An 18,407-nucleotide genomic window follows, 5' to 3' on the forward strand; every position below is an offset into this window, starting at 1 on the left:
GGTGAGGCCCTGAGCCTTGAGCCGAAGGGCGTGACCGGTGATCCTCTGTCATACCTGGAGCCAGCGTCGCACAGGGGCACGACACAATCGCCCCCAGTGAGGCCTCAGTGATCATTGAGGCGTATGCGACGCGGGCGGCGCGGCTCAACGCACGTGGTACCGGGAGCGGGACTCGAACCCGCACGCTCTTGCGAGCCGATGCTTTTGAGGCATCTATGTCTGCCTATTCCATCATCCCGGCTTCAAGCCGAACATCTGGCGAGATGTCCGCATTTCGGCCACCCTCGTGGGGCAGCCGACACCAGGGTAGCGGGTCCCGGTAGTCTCGTGCGCGTGACGCAGAGCGCTCGGCGAGTTGTGATCGCAGAAGATGAGGCCCTGATCCGCCTGGACCTCAGGGAGATGCTCCAGGAGGACGGTTACGAGGTCGTCGGGGAGGCCGGGGACGGGGAGGCCGCCGTCCGGCTGGCCACCGAGCTGCGGCCGGATCTGGTCATTCTCGATGTCAAGATGCCCGTGCTGGACGGCATCTCGGCGGCCGAGCGGATCTCCGCCGAGCGGATCGCGCCGGTGGTGATCCTCACCGCGTTCTCGCAGCGCGAACTGGTGCAGCGGGCCACCGAGGCGGGCGCGATGGCGTATCTGGTCAAGCCGTTCACCAAGACCGACCTGGCGCCGGCGATCGAGATGGCGGTGAGCCGGTACACCGAGCTGCGGGCGCTGGAGGCCGAGGTCGCCGGGCTGCAGGAGCGGCTGGAGACCCGTAAGATCGTCGATCGGGCGAAGGGGCTGCTGCAGGCGGCCAACGGCTGGACCGAGCCCGAGGCGTTCCGCTGGATCCAGAAGACCTCGATGGACCGCAGGCTGACCATGCGCGCGGTGGCGGAGGCGGTGCTGGCCGGGGCCGCGGGGGAGGGCTCCGCGAAGTCTCCCGGTCAGGCGGGGGCCAAGCCGTCGGGCGGTGGCAATGCCAGGCCCGCCGGAGGGAGTGGCGCCGGGCCGCGTTCTGCGGCCGGCGGCGGGGAAGGCGACGCGAACGCCAGGTCGAACGGCGGGAGCGGCCCCCGGCCCGGCGGTGCCGCGCAGGGCTGAGCCGCCCCGCAGGGCCGCGGGCCCGAGCCGCGCGCATCGCCCTGCATAGAAAACGTCACCGCGCGTGATGATCGCTGGTGGCGGCAGGGTTTTTTGGCCACGGAGCCGTAACGACTGAGTAACCCTTCTGTCCGGGGGAGCTGCTCTGGCGAGGGTCGTCGGTGTACGACATACCTGGCCCCCGAGTGACCGATATCTCCCGCTTGACGTCGGTGTCGGGGTTGGACTCGTACCCGATCCCTTCCGGATCCGGATGGAAAGGTTGGCACCTTGCGGCGCAACATGATGAGGGTCACCGGTGCGGTGGCGATGAGCGCGGTGCTGGCGCTCGGTGCCGTCGCCTGCGGCGGCGACGACGGTGGCAGCGGCGGTGGCGGCGACAGCGTCACCATCGGGTTCATGGGGGACCTCACCGGCGAGAACTCCGGCCTGGTGATTCCGCCCAAGCAGGGCGCCCAGCTGGCGATCGACCAGTACAACGCCAAGAACCCCAAGGTCAAGATCAATTTCAAGACCTATGACAGCCAGGGCAAGCCGGAGCAGGCCAGCCCGCTGGTGCAGGGCGCGATCAAGAACGACAAGATCGTTGCGCTGATCGGGCCGGCGTTCTCCGGTGAGTCGCAGGCCACCGGGCCGATCCTCGAGGAGGCCGGGGTGCCGAGCGTGTCGCCGTCGGCGACCGACATCACGCTGGCGCAGAAGGGCTGGAAGTACTGGCACCGGGTGGTGGCCGACGACTCGGTGCAGTCCGCGGGGGCCGCCGAGTTCATCACCGGCTCGCTGAAGGCCAAGAAGGTCTTCACCGTCCACGACAAGCAGGTCTACGGCAAGGGCCTGGCGGACGCGATCGCCAAGGCCGTCCAGGCCAAGGGCGTGCAGACCGGCACCGAGGGCGTGGACGACAAGGCCACCGACTACTCGTCCACGGTGAACAAGATCAAGCAGTTCAACCCGGACGTGGTGTACTACGGCGGCTACTACTCGGTGGCGGGCCGGCTGTTCAAGCAGCTGCGCGAGGCCGGGTACCAGGGCAAGGTGATGTCGGGCGACGGCTCGGTGGCGACCGGTCTGATCGACGGCGCGGGTGAGAAGAACGCGCAGGGCGCGCTGCTGTCGTGCGGGTGCAACATCGACGCCTCCGGCAAGAGCGGCAAGACGGCCGCGGACTTCGCCGCCGCCTACAAGCAGAAGTACGGCACCGACGTGGCCATCTACTCGGCCGAGGGGTACGACGCGGCGACCGCGCTGATCAAGGCGGTCGAGGCGGGCAAGACCGACTCCAAGTCGATCAACGAGTACCTGAAGACCGTCAGCTTCGAGGGCGCCGGCAAGCAGATCAAGTTCGCTGAGAACGGCGCTCTGGCGACCCAGGACATCTTCATCTACGAGGTGCAGGGCCGGGCGATCACGCTCCTGGGCAACAGCAAGGAGGCCAAGGCCAGCAGCTGAGGCGGATGACGCCCTGCTCGGCCCGTGCCCTCGGCGGCGACTGACTCCCGAGGGCGACATGTTGGCGTGGGAGCGGGAGCGCCACGAGCGCTCCCGCTCCCTTCAACAAAGGCTCCTAAGGTGTTCGAAGACTTCATCTCACAGTTCTGGCCGTCGACCATCGACGGCCTGGCGCTGGGTGCGATCTACGCGCTCGTCGCCCTCGGGTACACGATGGTCTACGGCGTGCTGCGGCTGATCAATTTCGCGCACGCGGATATCTTCATGGTCGGCACCTTCGCCGCGCTGGGCACGGTGCAGGTGCTGGGCGTGTCGGACGTGGGCGGCGCCGCGCTGATCGGTGTGGTGGCGCTGATGGCGGTGGTGGCGGCCGTGATCTCCGGCGGCGGGGCGATGCTGCTGGAGCTGGTGGCCTACCGGCCGCTGCGCAAGAAGGGGGCGTCGCGGCTGGCGGCGCTGATCTCGGCGATCGGCGCGTCGATCTTCCTGCAGCAGCTGTTCGCGACGCTGCTGGTCCCGGCGCTGTTCGGCACCTCCAAGGAGGGCGGGCGGCTGCCGGTGGACGAGCACTTCGTGTCGCGCAGCAATGTCATCGACGCGGGGCCGATCGAGGTCAGCAACGACAAGCTGATCATTTTCGTCGGCGCGATCGTGATGATGGTGGCGCTGGACCAGTTCGTGAACCGCACGCGGCTGGGCCGGGGCATCCGGTCGACCGCGCAGGACCCGGAGACGGCGGTGTTGATGGGGGTCAACATCGACCGGGTGGTGTCGGTGACGTTCCTGGTGGGCGGCGCTATGGCGGGTGTCGCGGCGGCGCTGTACTTCCTGCGGTTCGAGCAGGCCTGGTACTTCACGGGCTTCCTGCTGGGCATCAAGGCGTTCACGGCGGCGGTGCTGGGCGGTATCGGCAACATCCGCGGGGCGCTGGTCGGCGGTTTCGCGCTCGGACTGTTTGAAATGTACGGTTCGAGCCTGTTCGGGTCCGAGTGGCGGGACGTCGTGGCGTTCTCGGTGCTGATCCTTGTCCTCATGTTCCGTCCCACCGGCATTCTCGGTGAGTCTCTTCAACAGGCGCGCGCATGAACCTGACAAAGAACCACAAGGGCAACGGCGGGTCGCGGGCCGGGAGGCTGTCGCTGGACCCGGTGCGGGACTGGTGGGCGTCGGCGCCCCGCGAGGTGCGCTGGATCGTGTACCTGCTGCTGGTGGTCGGGGCGCTGGTGCTGCCGAGCGAGTCGATCGGGTCGTTCATGGCGCCCAGCGGCAGCGACTGGCCGACGATGCTGAGCGACCAGATCGGCATCTACGTGCTGCTGGCGCTGGGGCTGAACGTGGTGGTCGGCATGGCCGGCCTGCTCGACCTGGGGTATGTGGCGTTCTACGCCGTGGGCGGGTACACGATCGGCATCTTCGCCACCAAGTACGGCTGGAACTTCTGGGAGACGCTGCTGCTGGCGATTGTGCTGGCGTCGCTGTCGGGGGTGATCCTGGGGGCGCCGACGCTGCGGCTGCGCGGCGACTACCTGGCGATCGTGACGCTGGGGTTCGGTGAGATCGTCAAGCAGACGGCGGCCAACAGCGACTACGTCAACGGGCCGCGCGGCATCCAGGGCATTCCGCATCCGCCGTCGCTGTCGGAGTTCGAAGTTCTCGGCGTGCAGCCGCTGAAGTACGGGCTGCTGGACTCGCGGCCGTACTACTACATGCTGGTGGTCTTCATCGTGCTGACGATCATCTTCGTCAAGCGGATGGAGAACAGCCGGGTGGGCCGGGCCTGGGCGGCGATCCGCGAGGACGAGGACGCGGCGGAGCTGATGGGCGTGCCGACGTTCCGGTTCAAGCTGGCGGCGTTCGCGATCGGCGCGGCGATCGGCGGCAGCGGCGGCGTGGTGTTCGCGGCCAAGCAGACGTCGATCAACCCGGAGAACTTCGTGTTCCTGGTGTCGGCGCTGATCCTGGCGTCGGTGGTGCTGGGAGGCTCGGGCAACATCCCGGGCGTGATACTGGGCGCGTTCATGCTGGCGTGGCTGCCGGAGCGGTTCCGGGAGCTGCAGGACTACCGGATGCTGCTGTTCGGTGCGGCGCTGGTGCTGATGATGGTGTTCCGTCCGGAGGGCCTGTGGCCGTCGCGGCGCCGCAAGGCGGAGCTGGAGGAGGGCACCGGCGGAATGGGCGGCATGGGCGCCGAGGTCGCGGCTCCGGCCGCGGTGGGCGCGGACGTCGCGGGCGATGCCGCGGAGGTGAAGAAGTGAGCGAGGCTTCTCAGGGCGCCGCGGCCGCGGACAGGCCGGTGCTGCAGCTGCAGGACGTGACCATGCGCTTCGGCGGCGTGGTGGCGTTGAACGGGGTGTCGCTGGAGATCGGCAAGGGGGAGATCTTCGCCTTGATCGGTCCGAACGGCGCGGGCAAGACGACGGTGTTCAACGTCACCACGGGCGTGTACCGGCCGAGCGAGGGGCGCGTGGTGTTCGACGGCACGCGCATCGACGGCAAGAAGCGGTTCGCGGTCACCAAGCTGGGGGTGGCGCGGACGTTCCAGAACGTGCGGCTGTTCCACAACATGACGTCGCTGGAGAACGTCATGGTGGGGGCGGACGCGCATCACCGCACCGGGTTCGTGGGCGCGGCGCTGGGGCTGCCGTGGCATCGGCGTGAGGAGCGCGACGGCCGGGCCAAGGCGCGGGAGCTGCTGGAGTTCGTGGGCATTCCGCATCGGGGCGACGAGGCGGCCAAGAACCTGCCGTACGGCGACCAGCGGCGGCTGGAGATCGCGCGGGCGCTGGCGACCGATCCGAAGCTGCTGCTGCTGGACGAGCCGGCCGCGGGCATGAACCCGGCGGAGAAGATCGAGCTGCAGAAGCTGATCCGCAAGATCCGCGATTCGGGTCGCACGGTGCTGCTGATCGAGCACGACATGGGCCTGGTCATGGGGATCAGCGACCGGATCGCGGTGCTGGACTTCGGTCAAAAGATCGCCGAGGGCCTGCCCGCCGAGGTGCAGAACGACCCGCGGGTCATCGAGGCGTACCTGGGAGCCGCAGCCGATGCTTCTTGAGATTTCCGACATCCACGTCCACTACGGCAAGATCGCCGCGCTGAAGGGCGTGTCGGCGGAGGTGGACCAGGGCGAGATCGTCACCCTGATCGGCGCCAACGGCGCCGGGAAGACGACGACGCTGAAGACGATCTCCGGGCTGCGGCCGCTGTCGGCGGGCCGGATCGTGTTCGACGGGCAGGACATCAGCCGGATGCCGGGGCACAAGCGGGTGCTGGCGGGCATCGGGCAGGCTCCGGAGGGGCGGGGCATCTTCCCCGGCATGACGGTGGAGGAGAACCTGCTGATGGGCGCGTACGCCCGTAAAGGCGACGTGTCCAAGGATCTGAACGAGGTCTACGAGCTGTTCCCGCGCCTGGCCGAGCGCAAGAACCAGGCGGGCGGCACGATGTCGGGCGGCGAGCAGCAGATGCTGGCGATCGGGCGGGCGATGATGGCCGACCCGAAGGTGCTGCTGCTGGACGAGCCGTCGATGGGGCTGGCGCCGCTGCTGGTGCAGCAGATCTTCTCGATCATCCAGGAGATCAACCGGCGGGGCTGCACGGTGCTGCTGGTGGAGCAGAACGCGCAGCAGGCGCTGCAGATCGCGGACCGCGCGTACGTGCTGGAGACGGGCCGGGTGGTCAAGTCGGCCGCCGCCCACGAGCTGCTGGACGACCCCGAGGTCAGGGCCGCCTATCTGGGCGGCGACCTGGGTGAGGCGGCCGCGTCGACGAAGGTGGACGGTGCGCCCGAGCCGGGCTCGGATGAGGACACCGCCGCGGACGACACGGTCGTCGACGACGAGGTCCGCAAGGACTGACCTGCCACTGGTCGGCCGCCCCCGGCCCCGGGTTCGCCCGGTGCCCGGGGGCGGTCCGCGTCTTGGGGTGAGGCCGCTGGCGATGGCTTCCAGGGAGGCGTCCCCCCGGGAGAAAACAAGGACCGGCGGCCTGCACACTTGCCGGCACACCGGTCCCAGGTCTGAGGCCCGAGATCACCTTTGGGGCCGTACGGGTCTTCCCCGGAAGCGTACGTTGTCTACTCAGTGATCTCGGGCCGTTCCAATCAACGTTACCGATCGGACGCCTTCGTCCGCAAAGGAACCGCCGCGCCGGGGGAGTCGTGCCCGCGGGCGCCCGGTCATCCGGCGGACGGCGGCACCGGGTTCTCGCCGCCGGCGGGCGGACGGTCGCGGAGCATGCAGGTCAGCCGGGCGGTGCAGATCCGGCGGCCGTCGTCGTCGGTGATCACGATGTCGTAGGTGGCGAGGCTGCGCCCCGCGTGCAGCTTGGTCGCCACGCCGGTGACGTACCCGTCGGTGGCCGACCGGTGGTGGGTGGCGTTGATCTCGATGCCGACGGCGATGCGGTCGCGGCCGGCGTGCAGCGCGGCGCCCGTCGAGCCGAGCGACTCGGCGAGCACGCAGGAGGCGCCGCCGTGCAGCAGCCCGTACGGCTGGGTGTTGCCCTTGACCGGCATGCGGCCCACCACCCGGTCGGCCGTGGCCTCGAGGATCTCCACTCCCATGGCCTTCGGCAGGTGGCCCTGGGCCACGCCGTTGAGCAGTTCGACGAGCTCCTGCTGGTCGTCCGTCATCGAGCCTCCCTCAAACCGTCGTACGCGCAGACTAGAGTCAAGCTGTGGCGACCCAAGAATCGACCCCTGACAAGCAGCAAGACCGGCTCCTTCTGCTCGACGGCCACTCGCTGGCCTACCGGGCGTTCTTCGCCCTGCCGGTGGAGAACTTCAGCACCACCGACGGGCAGCCCACCAACGCGGTGTACGGCTTCACCTCGATGCTGATCAACGTGCTGCGCGACGAGCAGCCCACCCACATCGCGGTGGCGTTCGACCGGTCCGAGCCCACGTTCCGGCACGAGCAGTACGTGGAGTACAAGGCGGGCCGGCAGAAGACGCCCGACGAGTTCCGCAGCCAGGTCAGCCTGATCTTCGAGGTGCTGGACGCGCTGCGCATCCCGCGGCTGTCGGTGGCCGGGTACGAGGCCGACGACATCATCGCCACGCTGGCCACCCAGGCCACCGCCGCGGGCATGCAGACGCTGGTGGTCACCGGCGACCGGGACGCCTTCCAGCTCGTCGACGACAACGTCACGGTGCTGTACCCGGTGCGCGGGGTGTCGGAGCTGACCCGCTACGACCCGGCCGCGGTGGAGCAGCGCTACGGCGTCCCGCCCGAGCGGTACCGCGAGCTGGCCGCGCTGGTGGGCGAGAGCAGCGACAACCTGCCGGGCGTGCCCGGCGTCGGCCCCAAGACCGCGGCCAAGTGGCTCAACAAGTACGGCGACCTGGACACCCTGGTCGCCCACGTGGACGAGATCAAGGGCAAGGCGGGCGACAACCTGCGCGAGCATCTCGCCCAGGTGCTGCGCAACCAGCAGATCAACAAGCTCGACCGCGAGGTCGGCCTGGAGCTGACGCCGCCGCAGCTGACCATGGGCCGCTGGGACCGCGACGAGATCCACACCCTGTTCGACTCGCTGCAGTTCCGAGTGCTGCGCGAGCGGCTGTACGCGACGCTGTCGTCGGTGGAGCCCGAGGCCGACGAGGGCTTCGAGGTGGAGCTGGCCGAGCTGGAGCCGGGCGGGCTGGGGGCGTGGCTGGCCGAGCACGCCGCCGGCGCCGACCGCACCGGCCTGGCGGTGTCCGGCTCGTGGGGCCGCGGCACCGGCGAGGTCACGGCGCTGGCGCTGGCGTCCCCCAAGGGCCCGGCGGTGTACCTGGACCCGGCCGAGCTGATCGAGGACGACGAGCGCGCGCTGGCCGCGTGGCTGGCCGACGCGTCCCGCCCCAAGGCGATCCACGACGCCAAGGGCCCGATGCTGGCGCTGGCCGCCCGCGGGCTGTCGCTGGCGGGCGTCACCAGCGACACCGCCCTGGCCGCCTATCTGGCCCTGCCGGGGCAGCGCACGTTCGACCTGGGCGACCTGGTGCTGCGCTACCTGCATCGCGAGCTGCGCGACGAGTCCGACGACTCCGGGCAGCTGACCCTGGACGGCTCCGGTGAGGCCGAGGCCGCCCGCGACCTGGCCGTGCGCGCCCGCGCCGTCGCCGAGCTCGCCGACGCCCTCGACCGCGACCTGGAGCGCCGCGGCGCCACCCGGCTGCTGCACCAGGTCGAGCTGCCGCTGGTCGGCGTGCTGGCCGACATGGAGCGCGCGGGCATCGCCGTGGACGCCGGGCATCTGGCGGGGCTGTCGTCCTCGCTGGGCGGCCAGGTCAAGGAGGTCGAGCAGCAGGCGCACGCCGCCGTCGGCCACGAGTTCAACCTGGGGTCGCCCAAGCAGGTGCAGCAGGTGCTGTTCGACGAGCTGAAGCTGCCCAAGACCAAGCGCACCAAGACCGGCTACACCACCGACTCCGAGGCGCTGACGAACCTGCTGGCCAAGGAGGCGCACCCCGTCCTGGAGCACATCCTGCGCTGGCGCGAGGCGGCCAAGCTCAAGAGCATCGTCGACTCGCTGATCCCGATGGCCGACGACGCCGGGCGCATCCACACCACCTTCAACCAGATGATCGCCGCGACCGGGCGGCTGTCGTCCACGGACCCGAACCTGCAGAACATCCCGATCCGCACCGCCGAGGGCCGGCAGATCCGCGAGGCGTTCGTCGTCGGCGAGGGCTACGAGTGCCTGCTCACCGCCGACTACAGCCAGATCGAGCTGCGGATCATGGCGCACCTGTCGGAGGACGAGGCGCTGCTGGAGGCGTTCCGCCAGCGCGCCGACTTCCACACGATCACCGCCTCCCGCGTGTTCGGCCTGCCGCCCGAGGAGATCGACTCGGAGCTGCGCGCCCGGATCAAGGCGATGAACTACGGCCTGGCCTACGGCCTGTCGGCGTACGGGCTGTCGCAGCAGCTGCACATTTCGGCCGACGAGGCCCGCGAGCTGATGGAGGAGTACTTCCAGCAGTTCGGCGGCGTCCGCGACTATCTGCGCGAGGTGGTGGCCCGCGCCCGCCAGGACGGCTACACCGAGACCATCCTCGGCCGCCGCCGCTATCTGCCCGACCTGACGTCGGACAACCGACAGCGGCGCGAGATGGCCGAGCGGATGGCCCTCAACGCCCCGATCCAGGGGTCGGCCGCCGACATCATCAAGGTCGCCAGCCTCAACGTCGACCGCGCCCTGCGCGAGCACGGCCTGCGTTCGCGCATGCTCCTGCAGGTGCACGACGAACTGGTCTTCGAGGTCGCCCCGGGCGAGCTCGAACGCCTCCAGGACCTCGTCCGCGAGGAGATGGTCGGCGCCTACGACCTGCGCGCCCCCTTGGAGGTCTCCATGGGCACCGGCCGAACCTGGCAGGACGCCGCCCACTGACTCGGCGCGCCGGCCTGCCCCGGCGAGGGGCAGGCCCCGACCGGGCGGAGCGACCGCAACCGGCGGGGGCCGTGGTGCCCTCGTGCGTCGCCGCGGTGGGCGATGCCACCGTTGCGGTTCGGGTCTCGTCCCGGTGGTCGGCGCGACACGCCGGCTCGTCGAGGGGCGCGTCAGCGAACAGGTGCGGCGGACCGGCCGGTGTGACGGGCCCCTCGGGGCGCGAAGCTGGGGGTGCGGGCCATGTCCGCCCGTGCCGGTCGGCTCGCAGTGGTGCGCGTGTCGGTCACTGTGGGGCTGGTTGAGGGGGCGTGCCCAGGGCTGCCCGCCCTGCGCGCCAGTCTGCCCTCACAAGGGGCGGGCCCCGTGCCTGCGGTGCGACCAGCGATCCGGGCGGCGGAGCCGCTGAGGCGCCCTTTGGGCATCGTTTGCGCGGACGGTGCTCCCGGGTGTCCCACCCGGTCGGCGGGCCCCTTACGGTCGTCCAGGGGACGTCAGCGGGCCGGTCCGGCGTCGACTGGGCTGGGGTGACGGTTCCTTGGCCGAAGCTGGTCGTGTGCCTGAGCCGGGCGGTGCGTTGTCGTGCCCGTGTCGACCGCTGTGGGTTTTGGCTGTGGGCCGCGCCCTCTTTTGGGTTGTCCGTTCTGCATGCTGGCTTGCCTTGACAGGGGGCAGGGCCCGTGCCTGCGGTGCGACCGGCGACCCGGGCGGCGGAGCCGCTGAGGCGCCCTCTGGGCGTCGTTTGCGTGGGCGCTGTCTCGGGTGGTGCGTCGGGGTGTCGTCCCGCTCGGCCGGTGCGGCCCTCCCGGTCGTTCAGGGGCGCGTCGGCAGACGGGTACGGCGTCGTCGGCGGAGAGACCTGGCCGGGGGCGGCCAGGCGAGGCGACACGCGGGGGCGGGGTGGTGATCTTCGCTGGGCTGGTGACATTTTGCCATCGGATGACCACGCTCGGCGATCAAGGCGGGTCGGAGGGGTATTCGGGAAGGCGCGTACATCTCAGCAGGGCGGGGCCGCCGGAGCGGGCGTAAGAGTTACCGGCATGTCGGGTTGGCGGTCCTTCGTCCGTCGTGGACGGAGGAGCCGTACGCTTTCTCTGGCCGCGTTCCGTGGGCCGTTGGAGGGGTCGTGCCGCTTCTTCACAAGATCGCCGGTCTGGTGATCGTCTGTGCCGTGGTCCTGGGGCTCGTCCTTCCGCGGGACGAGCGCGGGGCCGGGCCGGAGCGCGAGGCGGCGCGGGCCGGGGCGCACTCGGCGTCCGACGGCGGGGCGGCGAAGGACGCGCCGGCGCGGCCGGCGCGGCAGGAGCGCACGACGCCCGCCCGGCCTTCGCCCTCGGTGACGGTGATCGCGCAGGCGCGTCCGGAGGCCGCGCGGGTCCGGGCCAACGAGCTCGGGCAGATTCCGGTGCTCATGTATCACCGGATCGTTAAAAAGCCGGAGATGTCGCTTGACCGGTCCGTCCAGGAGTTCCGGGACGAGATCACGCGGCTGGCCAAGTCCGGGTACGTCCCGATCACGGCCGGCGAGTTCGCGGCGGGGCGGATCGACGTCCCGGCCGGGCGGCACCCGGTGGTGCTGACGTTCGACGACAGCACGCCCGGGCACTTCGCGCTGGACGCCAACGGCAACCCCGCGCCCGACACCGCCGTGTCCGTCCTGCTGGAGGTGGCGCGGCAGTACCCCGGGTTCCGGCCGACGGCCACGTTCTACCTGAACAAGGACCCCTTCCAGCTCGGCGCCCGGACGGGCGAGGGGCTCAAGTGGCTGGTGCGGCACGGGTTCGAGCTGGGCAACCACACCCTGTCGCACAAGAATCTGGCGGAGATGTCGCGGTCCGCCGTCGAGAAGGAGATCGGCGACATCGAGGGGCGGATCGTGTCGCTGGCCGGCGTGCACACCAGGACGCTGGCCTACCCGTTCGGGTCCGAGCCGAAGGAGGCCGCCTGGGCGCAGGCCAAGCCGGGCTCCTACCGGTTCAACGGGGTCTTCCTGGCCGGTTGGCGGCCCTCGGAGTCCCCGTTCAGCAGGGACTTCGACTGGCGGCGCATCCCCCGGGTGCGGTCCGAAGGCAAGATCGCCGAGGACGACTGCAAGCGGTACTGCTCCACCGCCTGGCTCGACTGGTTGGACAAAAACCCCGGAGAACGGTACATCTCTGATGGGGATCCGAATACCATTTCGTTCCCTAGGACCGCGGAAGGCAAGCTGGCCAGTAGGTTCCGGGCGTACGCCCGTGCCTACTGAGCGCCGCTCGGCCATACCCTCCGATTGACCCCGCGCTGTGCGTCCCATATTCTGATCGCTGCGCTGTGGGCCTGCGCGTGTCTCGGACGGAGCAGGCTCGCGCTCGGTCAGGTCGTCGACATCGGTTCGGTATGACTGACGCGGCTTGCGCCGCGTCCCTTCCGGTCCTCGGCAGGGCGGAAATGGGCCCGCCGCGCATCCGTCAGACAACTACGCATGTCCGTATCCGGAGCCAGCCGACACATGACGAGCAGCACCGAGGCGACCTCGACCACTCCGCAGGTGGCGGTCAACGACATCGGGTCCGAGGATGCCTTCCTCGCCGCGATCGACGAGACCATCAAGTACTTCAGCGACGGCGACATTGTGGAGGGGACGGTCGTCAAGGTCGATCGTGACGAGGTTCTCCTCGACATCGGCTACAAGACCGAGGGCGTCATCCCCTCCCGAGAGCTGTCCATCAAGCACGACGTCGACCCCAACGAGGTCGTCGCCGTGGGCGACCACGTCGAGGCCCTGGTCCTCCAGAAGGAGGACAAGGAGGGCCGGCTGATCCTGTCCAAGAAGCGCGCCCAGTACGAGCGCGCCTGGGGCACGATCGAGAAGATCAAGGACGAGGACGGCATCGTCACCGGTACCGTCATCGAGGTCGTCAAGGGCGGTCTCATCCTCGACATCGGCCTTCGCGGGTTCCTGCCCGCCTCGCTGGTCGAGATGCGCCGGGTGCGCGACCTGCAGCCCTACGTCGGCCGCGAGCTCGAGGCCAAGATCATCGAGCTGGACAAGAACCGCAACAACGTGGTCCTGTCCCGCCGCGCCTGGCTCGAGCAGACCCAGAGCGAGGTCCGCCAGACCTTCCTCAACACCCTGCAGAAGGGCCAGGTCCGCAAGGGCGTGGTGTCGTCCATCGTCAACTTCGGCGCGTTCGTCGACCTGGGCGGAGTGGACGGCCTGGTGCACGTCTCCGAGCTGTCCTGGAAGCACATCGACCACCCGTCGGAGGTCGTCGAGGTCGGCCAGGAGGTCACCGTCGAGGTCCTCGACGTCGACATGGAGCGCGAGCGGGTCTCCCTGTCGCTCAAGGCGACCCAGGAGGACCCCTGGCAGCAGTTCGCCCGCACCCACCAGATCGGGCAGGTCGTGCCGGGCCGCGTCACCAAGCTGGTGCCGTTCGGCGCGTTCGTCCGCGTCGAGGAGGGCATCGAGGGCCTGGTGCACATCTCCGAGCTGGCCGAGCGCCACGTGGAGATCCCCGAGCAGGTGGTCCAGGTCGGCGACGAGATCTTCGTGAAGATCATCGACATCGACCTCGACCGGCGCCGCATCAGCCTGTCGCTCAAGCAGGCCAACGAGGGCGCCCTGGGCATCGAGGACGAGGACTTCGACCCCACCCTCTACGGCATGCCCGCCGAGTACGACGAGCAGGGCAACTACAAGTACCCCGAGGGCTTCGACCCGGAGACCGGGGAGTGGCTGCCCGGCTACGAGCAGCAGCGGGAGACCTGGGAGCGCCAGTACGCCGAGGCGCGCGCCCGCTTCGAGGCGCACCGCCGCCAGATCGAGGAGGCCCGCAAGGCCGAGGCGGAGGCCGAGGGCGGCCTCGGCGGCGACGCCTCCTACTCCGGCGGTGAGAGCGACTCCGGCGGCGCCCTGGCCACCGACGAGGCCCTCGCCGCGCTGCGCGAGAAGCTCTCGGGCGGCCAGTAGGCGGCACCCCGTTCAGGGCCCGCACGCCGCGTCCTGAACGGCCTGTGACAGCCGGTCCGGGACGTGGTTCCAGGGGACGCCCCGGGGACCGCGTCCCGGACCGATGCGCCCGCCTCTTGCGTGCAGCCCGCCTCGCAGGCGGCCGACCCGGCGGGCACGCTCGGCGTCCGGCCACGCGGTCCACAGCGCCGGCTCAGCCTCACACGCATGCTCACGGCGGTCGCCCGCGGGCGCGTGCGCGGCGCTGTCCTGTTGGGGCTTCGGTCGGGGTGTCCTTGCCGTCGGCGCTCCACCTGTGACGGGGCCCGCCCGCAGGCGGACCCGCGACGCAGGCCGCCCGCGGGCGGAGTCGGGGAAGCCCTCGAACGTCCGCGCGGCAGTCCGCCGCTGCGCGTGCTGCGGGGCGTCTGCTGAACCCGGGCCGGGGCAAGGTGCTCGCAAGACCGGCGTCGGGCGTCGCCGCTGACGTTCCGCAGGTGCTGGCGAGCCGCCCTGCGCCCCCGGGAGTCATTCGGCCGGCGCCGCCTGCTGCACGCACCCGGCGCGGCGACGTGCCGGTTGACGTACTGCGGGATGCCGGCCGGTCTGGTCCGGGGTGCCTGTGGTGCTCTGTGTGGCGGTTTGGTGCGTGTGCGCGTCCGTGAGTGGCTCCGGGGGCGCGTGAGATCGCGACTGCCCGTTGCACGTTCTCCGTCCGGCAGAGGCAGACGCAGGCTGGTACAGGCTGTGGCCCGGCTGACGCCGGCCGCCTGAAGGCACGCAGCACATGGCCGGCCCGCGCCACGCCGGCGCGGTCTCGGCGTTGGCGCGCGAGGCGGCCTGCTGCCTCCCGCCTCGCGCTCGGCAGGTGGTCCGCGGGGCCTGGGCGGTACTCCCGGCCGGCCGCATGCACGCCGGGACTGCCGCGATGGCTTGCGGACGTCCGCCCGGCGTCCATACGCGGGACCGGCGCGGGCGGCCTGCTGCCCTGACGGCTCGCCTGCGAGAGGCCGGGGTCCGCTGGGACCGGATCGGACGCCGCCGGGTCGGCCTCGCCGCAGGGACGTGGGCCTTGCCGCCCGCGGCCACCCGCGAGGCAGGCGGCCCCGTGCCGACGGGAGAGGCGGTCCGGTTGCGGCCGCGCGGCCGGCGCGTGTCGGGCTGCGGCGCCCCCTGGCTCCGCCTTCGCGTCCCGGGTAGGGCGCTGGTGTGGTGAATTTTGGGGAGTCGTAGCGGCGTGGGACGCTCGGCGGGTCATAGGATCAACGGCCGGAGGTGCGGTTCGTGGATCGGCCTTCGGCCGTGATCCTTGTGGCGCCCGCCGGACCCCTCCGGTCCCCGTCGGCGGCCCGCCCGCTCGTCCCGCCCGTTTTCCTGCTCGTCCCCGGGGAGCACACGTTCAATTGGCCAGCACAGAGGTAGGCACCCGGACCGGCGGCCCCGCGCAGGCCGGTCCCTCGATCGTCCCGCAGGGTCCGGCGCGGCTGGTGCTGATCGCCGTCACCGTCGCCGTGCTCGCGCAGACCCTGCGCTTTTCGCTGCCCCAGTTCGACCACTTCGCCGACTCCGCCGGCGTCGGCGTGGCCGGTGCGGCCGTGCTGGTGGTGTTCCTGGCGGGGTTCGCCGGGCCGCTGGTGCGCCGGGCCGCCGGGCCCCGCGGGCTGCTGCTGGCCGGGGTCGGCGGGCTGCTGGCGGTGCGGCTTGTCGCCGAGGCGGTCGAGCCGCGCGTGTGGCTGGCGTTCCTCGGCACCGCGATCGGCATGGTCGCGGTGGCGGCGCTGTACGAGGGCGCGCGCGGCCTGTCCGGGGTGGGCTTCGCCACCGCCACGGTCGCGGGCCTGTCGGCCGACACCGCGGTGCGCATGGCGTTCGGCACCTGGGACCCGGTGTGGCGGCCCGGGGTCTGGCCGTGGCTGCCGTGCCTGGCGTTCGTGGGCCTGGGCGCCTTCGCGCTGTACCGGGAGCTGTCGTCCGGGCCGGTGGAGGCGCCGGGCATCTCCTGGCGGGACGCGCTGGGCGCCTCGGCGATCGGGCCGTTCCTGGCGCTGCAGACGCTGGTGCTGTCCAGCCCGGCGTTCGTGGCGTCGTCGGGGTGGCGGTCGCTGACCGTCGCGCACGTGGCGGTCGTCGCCGGGCAGGGGCTGGCGCTGGCGTTCCTGGCGTCGGGCCTGGCGGTGCGGGCGGTGCCGGGCGGCGTGTGCGTGCTCGGCGGCACCCTGCTGGGCGTCGGCGCGGGCGCGGTCGCCGGAACGTACGCGATCAGCGGCATCGAGGTGGTGCCGGTGGTGGTCGTCGGGCAGGTGCTGTCGGCGTGGCTGCTGGCGGTGGCGTGCCGCGCGCCGCTGCGCCGCGCCGGGACGGGCGGCCCGGTGTGGCGGATCGACACGGGCGCCGCGCTCGGCGGGTTCCTCATCGCGCTGATCCTCATCCCGTACCAGGTCAGCGCGATCGAGCCGCTACCGGTGCCGAACAACGTGCTGCCCGGCCTGGCGGGAATCCTGCTGGGCGCGCTGGCGGCGATCGCGGCGGCGCGGGGCGGCCCGCTGCCGGCGCGGGCGCCGGTGCGGGCGCTGACCGCCGGGGCCGCCGCGCTGGTGCTGCTGCTCGGCACGCTGATCTTCACGTTCACCACCCCGAACCGGGAGGCCGGCGCGGCGGCCCGGTCGGCCGGGCAGGTGCGGGTGATGACCTACAACATCCACGACGCGGTCGACCAGGACGGCCGTCTCGACCCCGAGGGCATCGCGCGGGAGATCGAGCGGCAGCGCGTCGACGTGGTGCTGCTGCAGGAGGCCGGACGCGGGTCGCTGCTGTCGGGCACCACCGACGTCGGGGTGTGGCTGTCGCGCCGCCTCGGCATGAAGCTGCTGTGGGGGCCGGCCGCCGACGGGCAGTTCGGCAACGCGATCCTGACGTCGCTGCCGGTGCGCAGCTCGGGCACCGGGAGGATGGCCAAGGCCGACTGGTCGCAGATCCGCGGGTACGTGTGGGCGCGGCTGGCGGTCGGCGGCACCACGATGGACGTGTGGTCCACGCACCTGGAGGGCGGCGCCGACCAGGACGCCGAACGGGTCCGCGAGGTCGCCACGCTGCTGCGGGCCTGGGGCGGCGCCCCCCGCACGATCATCGGCGGCGACTTCAACGGCGGGCCGGGCAGCGCGGCGGTCGGCCGGATGCTGGACGGCACCGAGCTGCGCAGCGCCGCATTCAGCGGCGACCCGTCGCCGACCACGGCCGCCGGCGAGCGGGTCGACTGGATCTTCGGCACCGACGACCTGACGTTCTCCGACTACCAGGTGGTGCGGTCGCGGGCGTCGGACCACTATCCCATCGTGGTGACCGTCCGGATCGGGCGGTAGCCGGCCGCGGGCCCGCGGCCCCGCTAGGGTCGCCCCATGCACGAGCCGCAGGTCGTGATCGAGCGGGCCGGGCCCGCGGACGCCGGGGAGATCTTCACCGTGCAGCGCGCGGCCTACCTGGCCGAGGCGCAGCTGTACGGCGACCCGTTCCTCCCTCCGCTGGTGGAGTCGCTGGAGCAGCTGCGCGCGGCGCTCGACGGCGACGCGGTGGTGCTGAAGGCGGTGGCCGGGCACCGCCTGGTGGGGGCGGTGCGGGCGCAGTTCAGCGAGCACACCTGCCTGATCGGGCGGCTGGTCGTCGCGCCGGACGCGCAGGGCCGCGGGATCGGCGGCCGTCTGGTGGCGGCGCTGGAGCAGCAGGTGGCGGGCCGTGTCGACGCGTGCGTGCTGTTCACCGGCCATCTCAGCGAGGCGGGCCTGCGGCTGGCCCGGCGGCTCGGCTACCGGGAGACGCACCGCGAGCGCGTCGCGGCCCACCTGACGCTGGTGCACATGCGCAAGGACCTGGTGCCCGCGGTGGCTCCCGGCTGACCCCGCCCCCTGCGCCGCCGATCGAGCGGTCGTTAGGGTGGGGGCGTGCTGAAGGTGGGACTGACCGGCGGGATCGGATCGGGCAAAAGCGAGGTGTCGGCGCGGCTCGCCGCGCACGGCGCGATGGTCATCGACGCGGACCGGATCGCCCGGGAGGTGGTCGAGCCCGGCACGCCCGGGCTGGCGGCGGTGGTGAAGGAGTTCGGCGAGCAGGTGCTGCGGCCCGACGGCGCGCTGGACCGCGAGCGGCTGGGCTCGATCGTGTTCTCCGACCCGGACCGGCTGGCCGCGCTGAACGCGATCGTCCACCCCCTGGTGGGGGAGCGGGTGGCGGAGCTGATGGAGGCCGCCCCCGAGGGCGCGGTGGTGGTGTACGACGTGCCGCTGCTGGCCGAGAACGGCCTGGCCGGCATGTACGACGTGGTGGTGGTCGTGGACGCCCCCGTGGAGACGCAGGTCCGGCGGCTGGTGGAGCACCGCGGGATGACCGAGGAGGACGCGCGGGCCCGGATCGCCGCCCAGGCCACCCGGGAGCAGCGCCTCGCGCTCGCCCACCGCGTCATCGACAATTCCGGGAGCCTGGACGAACTACGCGCCCAGGTCGACACGCTGTGGGACGAGCTGACCCGGCGCGCACGCGCCGCCCAGGCGGGGTGAGGGCCGAGAGG

At 71.5% G+C, this 18,407-nt stretch carries 12 protein-coding genes, 1 tRNA gene and 1 pseudogene; 12 read left to right on the plus strand and 2 right to left on the minus strand.

The window, feature by feature from the left end; all coding sequences use genetic code 11:
- Window positions 1–154: 154 nt before the first annotated feature.
- A tRNA-Leu gene (locus QSK22_RS04550) sits at window positions 155–241 on the minus strand.
- A 116-nt stretch (window positions 242–357) separates the two neighbouring features.
- Here QSK22_RS04550 and QSK22_RS04555 point away from each other — a divergent pair.
- The 6 genes and pseudogenes from QSK22_RS04555 to QSK22_RS04580 all read left to right on the plus strand — a co-directional run.
- A pseudogene (locus QSK22_RS04555) lies at window positions 358–915 on the plus strand (ANTAR domain-containing response regulator); the annotation flags it as partial.
- 447 nt (window positions 916–1,362) lie between these two features.
- The gene (locus tag QSK22_RS04560; protein WP_285492659.1) at window positions 1,363–2,541 is read left to right on the plus strand and encodes a branched-chain amino acid ABC transporter substrate-binding protein; all 1,179 of its coding nucleotides are present in this window, start codon (window positions 1,363–1,365) and stop codon (window positions 2,539–2,541) included.
- Window positions 2,542–2,661: 120 nt separating this feature from the next.
- Window positions 2,662–3,627 carry a branched-chain amino acid ABC transporter permease gene (locus tag QSK22_RS04565; RefSeq protein ID WP_285492660.1) on the plus strand — a complete coding sequence of 322 codons (966 nt, stop codon included), beginning with the start codon at window positions 2,662–2,664 and terminating at the stop codon, window positions 3,625–3,627.
- Window positions 3,624–4,796 (plus strand): branched-chain amino acid ABC transporter permease, encoded by a 1,173-nt coding sequence (locus QSK22_RS04570; protein ID WP_285492661.1) that lies wholly within the window; start codon window positions 3,624–3,626, stop codon window positions 4,794–4,796. The genes QSK22_RS04565 and QSK22_RS04570 overlap by 4 nt, the downstream gene beginning before the upstream one ends.
- A gap of 62 nt (window positions 4,797–4,858) precedes the next feature.
- Window positions 4,859–5,599: an ABC transporter ATP-binding protein gene (locus QSK22_RS04575; RefSeq protein ID WP_285492918.1), complete on the plus strand. Its 741-nt coding sequence runs from the start codon at window positions 4,859–4,861 to the stop codon at window positions 5,597–5,599.
- On the plus strand, window positions 5,589–6,401 hold the full coding sequence (locus QSK22_RS04580; RefSeq protein ID WP_285492662.1) for an ABC transporter ATP-binding protein: 813 nt from the start codon (window positions 5,589–5,591) through the stop codon (window positions 6,399–6,401). The genes QSK22_RS04575 and QSK22_RS04580 overlap by 11 nt, the downstream gene beginning before the upstream one ends.
- Window positions 6,402–6,721: 320 nt before the next feature.
- Here QSK22_RS04580 and QSK22_RS04585 read toward each other — a convergent pair whose 3' ends face one another.
- Window positions 6,722–7,177, minus strand: a complete 456-nt coding sequence (locus QSK22_RS04585; protein WP_285492663.1) for a PaaI family thioesterase — start codon at window positions 7,175–7,177, stop codon at window positions 6,722–6,724.
- 44 nt (window positions 7,178–7,221) lie between these two features.
- On the opposite strand from QSK22_RS04585, the gene polA reads away from it, so the two are divergent.
- From polA to coaE, 6 genes are all read left to right on the plus strand, one after another.
- Window positions 7,222–9,921 (plus strand): DNA polymerase I, encoded by a 2,700-nt coding sequence (gene polA, locus QSK22_RS04590; protein ID WP_285492664.1) that lies wholly within the window; start codon window positions 7,222–7,224, stop codon window positions 9,919–9,921.
- A 1,123-nt stretch (window positions 9,922–11,044) separates the two neighbouring features.
- Entirely contained in the window at window positions 11,045–12,163 is a 1,119-nt protein-coding gene (locus QSK22_RS04595; RefSeq protein WP_285492665.1) for a polysaccharide deacetylase family protein, read from the plus strand.
- 243 nt (window positions 12,164–12,406) lie between these two features.
- The gene (gene rpsA, locus QSK22_RS04600) at window positions 12,407–13,870 is read left to right on the plus strand and encodes a 30S ribosomal protein S1 (RefSeq protein WP_285492666.1); all 1,464 of its coding nucleotides are present in this window, start codon (window positions 12,407–12,409) and stop codon (window positions 13,868–13,870) included.
- A gap of 1,382 nt (window positions 13,871–15,252) precedes the next feature.
- Window positions 15,253–17,208 carry an endonuclease/exonuclease/phosphatase family protein gene (locus QSK22_RS04605; RefSeq protein ID WP_285492667.1) on the plus strand — a complete coding sequence of 652 codons (1,956 nt, stop codon included), beginning with the start codon at window positions 15,253–15,255 and terminating at the stop codon, window positions 17,206–17,208.
- Window positions 17,209–17,244: 36 nt separating this feature from the next.
- Window positions 17,245–17,739, plus strand: a complete 495-nt coding sequence (locus tag QSK22_RS04610) for a GNAT family N-acetyltransferase (RefSeq protein WP_285492668.1) — start codon at window positions 17,245–17,247, stop codon at window positions 17,737–17,739.
- A gap of 45 nt (window positions 17,740–17,784) precedes the next feature.
- Complete coding sequence (gene coaE / locus QSK22_RS04615; protein WP_285492669.1) at window positions 17,785–18,396, plus strand: dephospho-CoA kinase; 612 nt, start codon at window positions 17,785–17,787, stop codon at window positions 18,394–18,396.
- Window positions 18,397–18,407: the final 11 nt, after the last annotated feature.

The sequence above is a fragment of the Actinomadura sp. NBRC 104425 genome (assembly GCF_030269545.1).
GTDB lineage: Bacteria > Actinomycetota > Actinomycetes > Streptosporangiales > Streptosporangiaceae > Spirillospora > Spirillospora keratinilytica.

What these genes read in the sequence shown, in the direction of transcription:
- QSK22_RS04570 (WP_285492661.1), top strand. Translation starts at nt 3,624, where the DNA reads ATGAACCTGACAAAGAACCACAAGGGCAACGGCGGGTCGCGGGCCGGG.
- QSK22_RS04575 (WP_285492918.1), top strand. Translation starts at nt 4,859, where the DNA reads ATGCGCTTCGGCGGCGTGGTGGCGTTGAACGGGGTGTCGCTGGAGATC.
- QSK22_RS04580 (WP_285492662.1), top strand. Translation starts at nt 5,589, where the DNA reads ATGCTTCTTGAGATTTCCGACATCCACGTCCACTACGGCAAGATCGCC.
- QSK22_RS04585 (WP_285492663.1), bottom strand. Translation starts at nt 7,177, where the DNA reads ATGACGGACGACCAGCAGGAGCTCGTCGAACTGCTCAACGGCGTGGCC.
- rpsA (WP_285492666.1), top strand. Translation starts at nt 12,407, where the DNA reads ATGACGAGCAGCACCGAGGCGACCTCGACCACTCCGCAGGTGGCGGTC.
- QSK22_RS04610 (WP_285492668.1), top strand. Translation starts at nt 17,245, where the DNA reads ATGCACGAGCCGCAGGTCGTGATCGAGCGGGCCGGGCCCGCGGACGCC.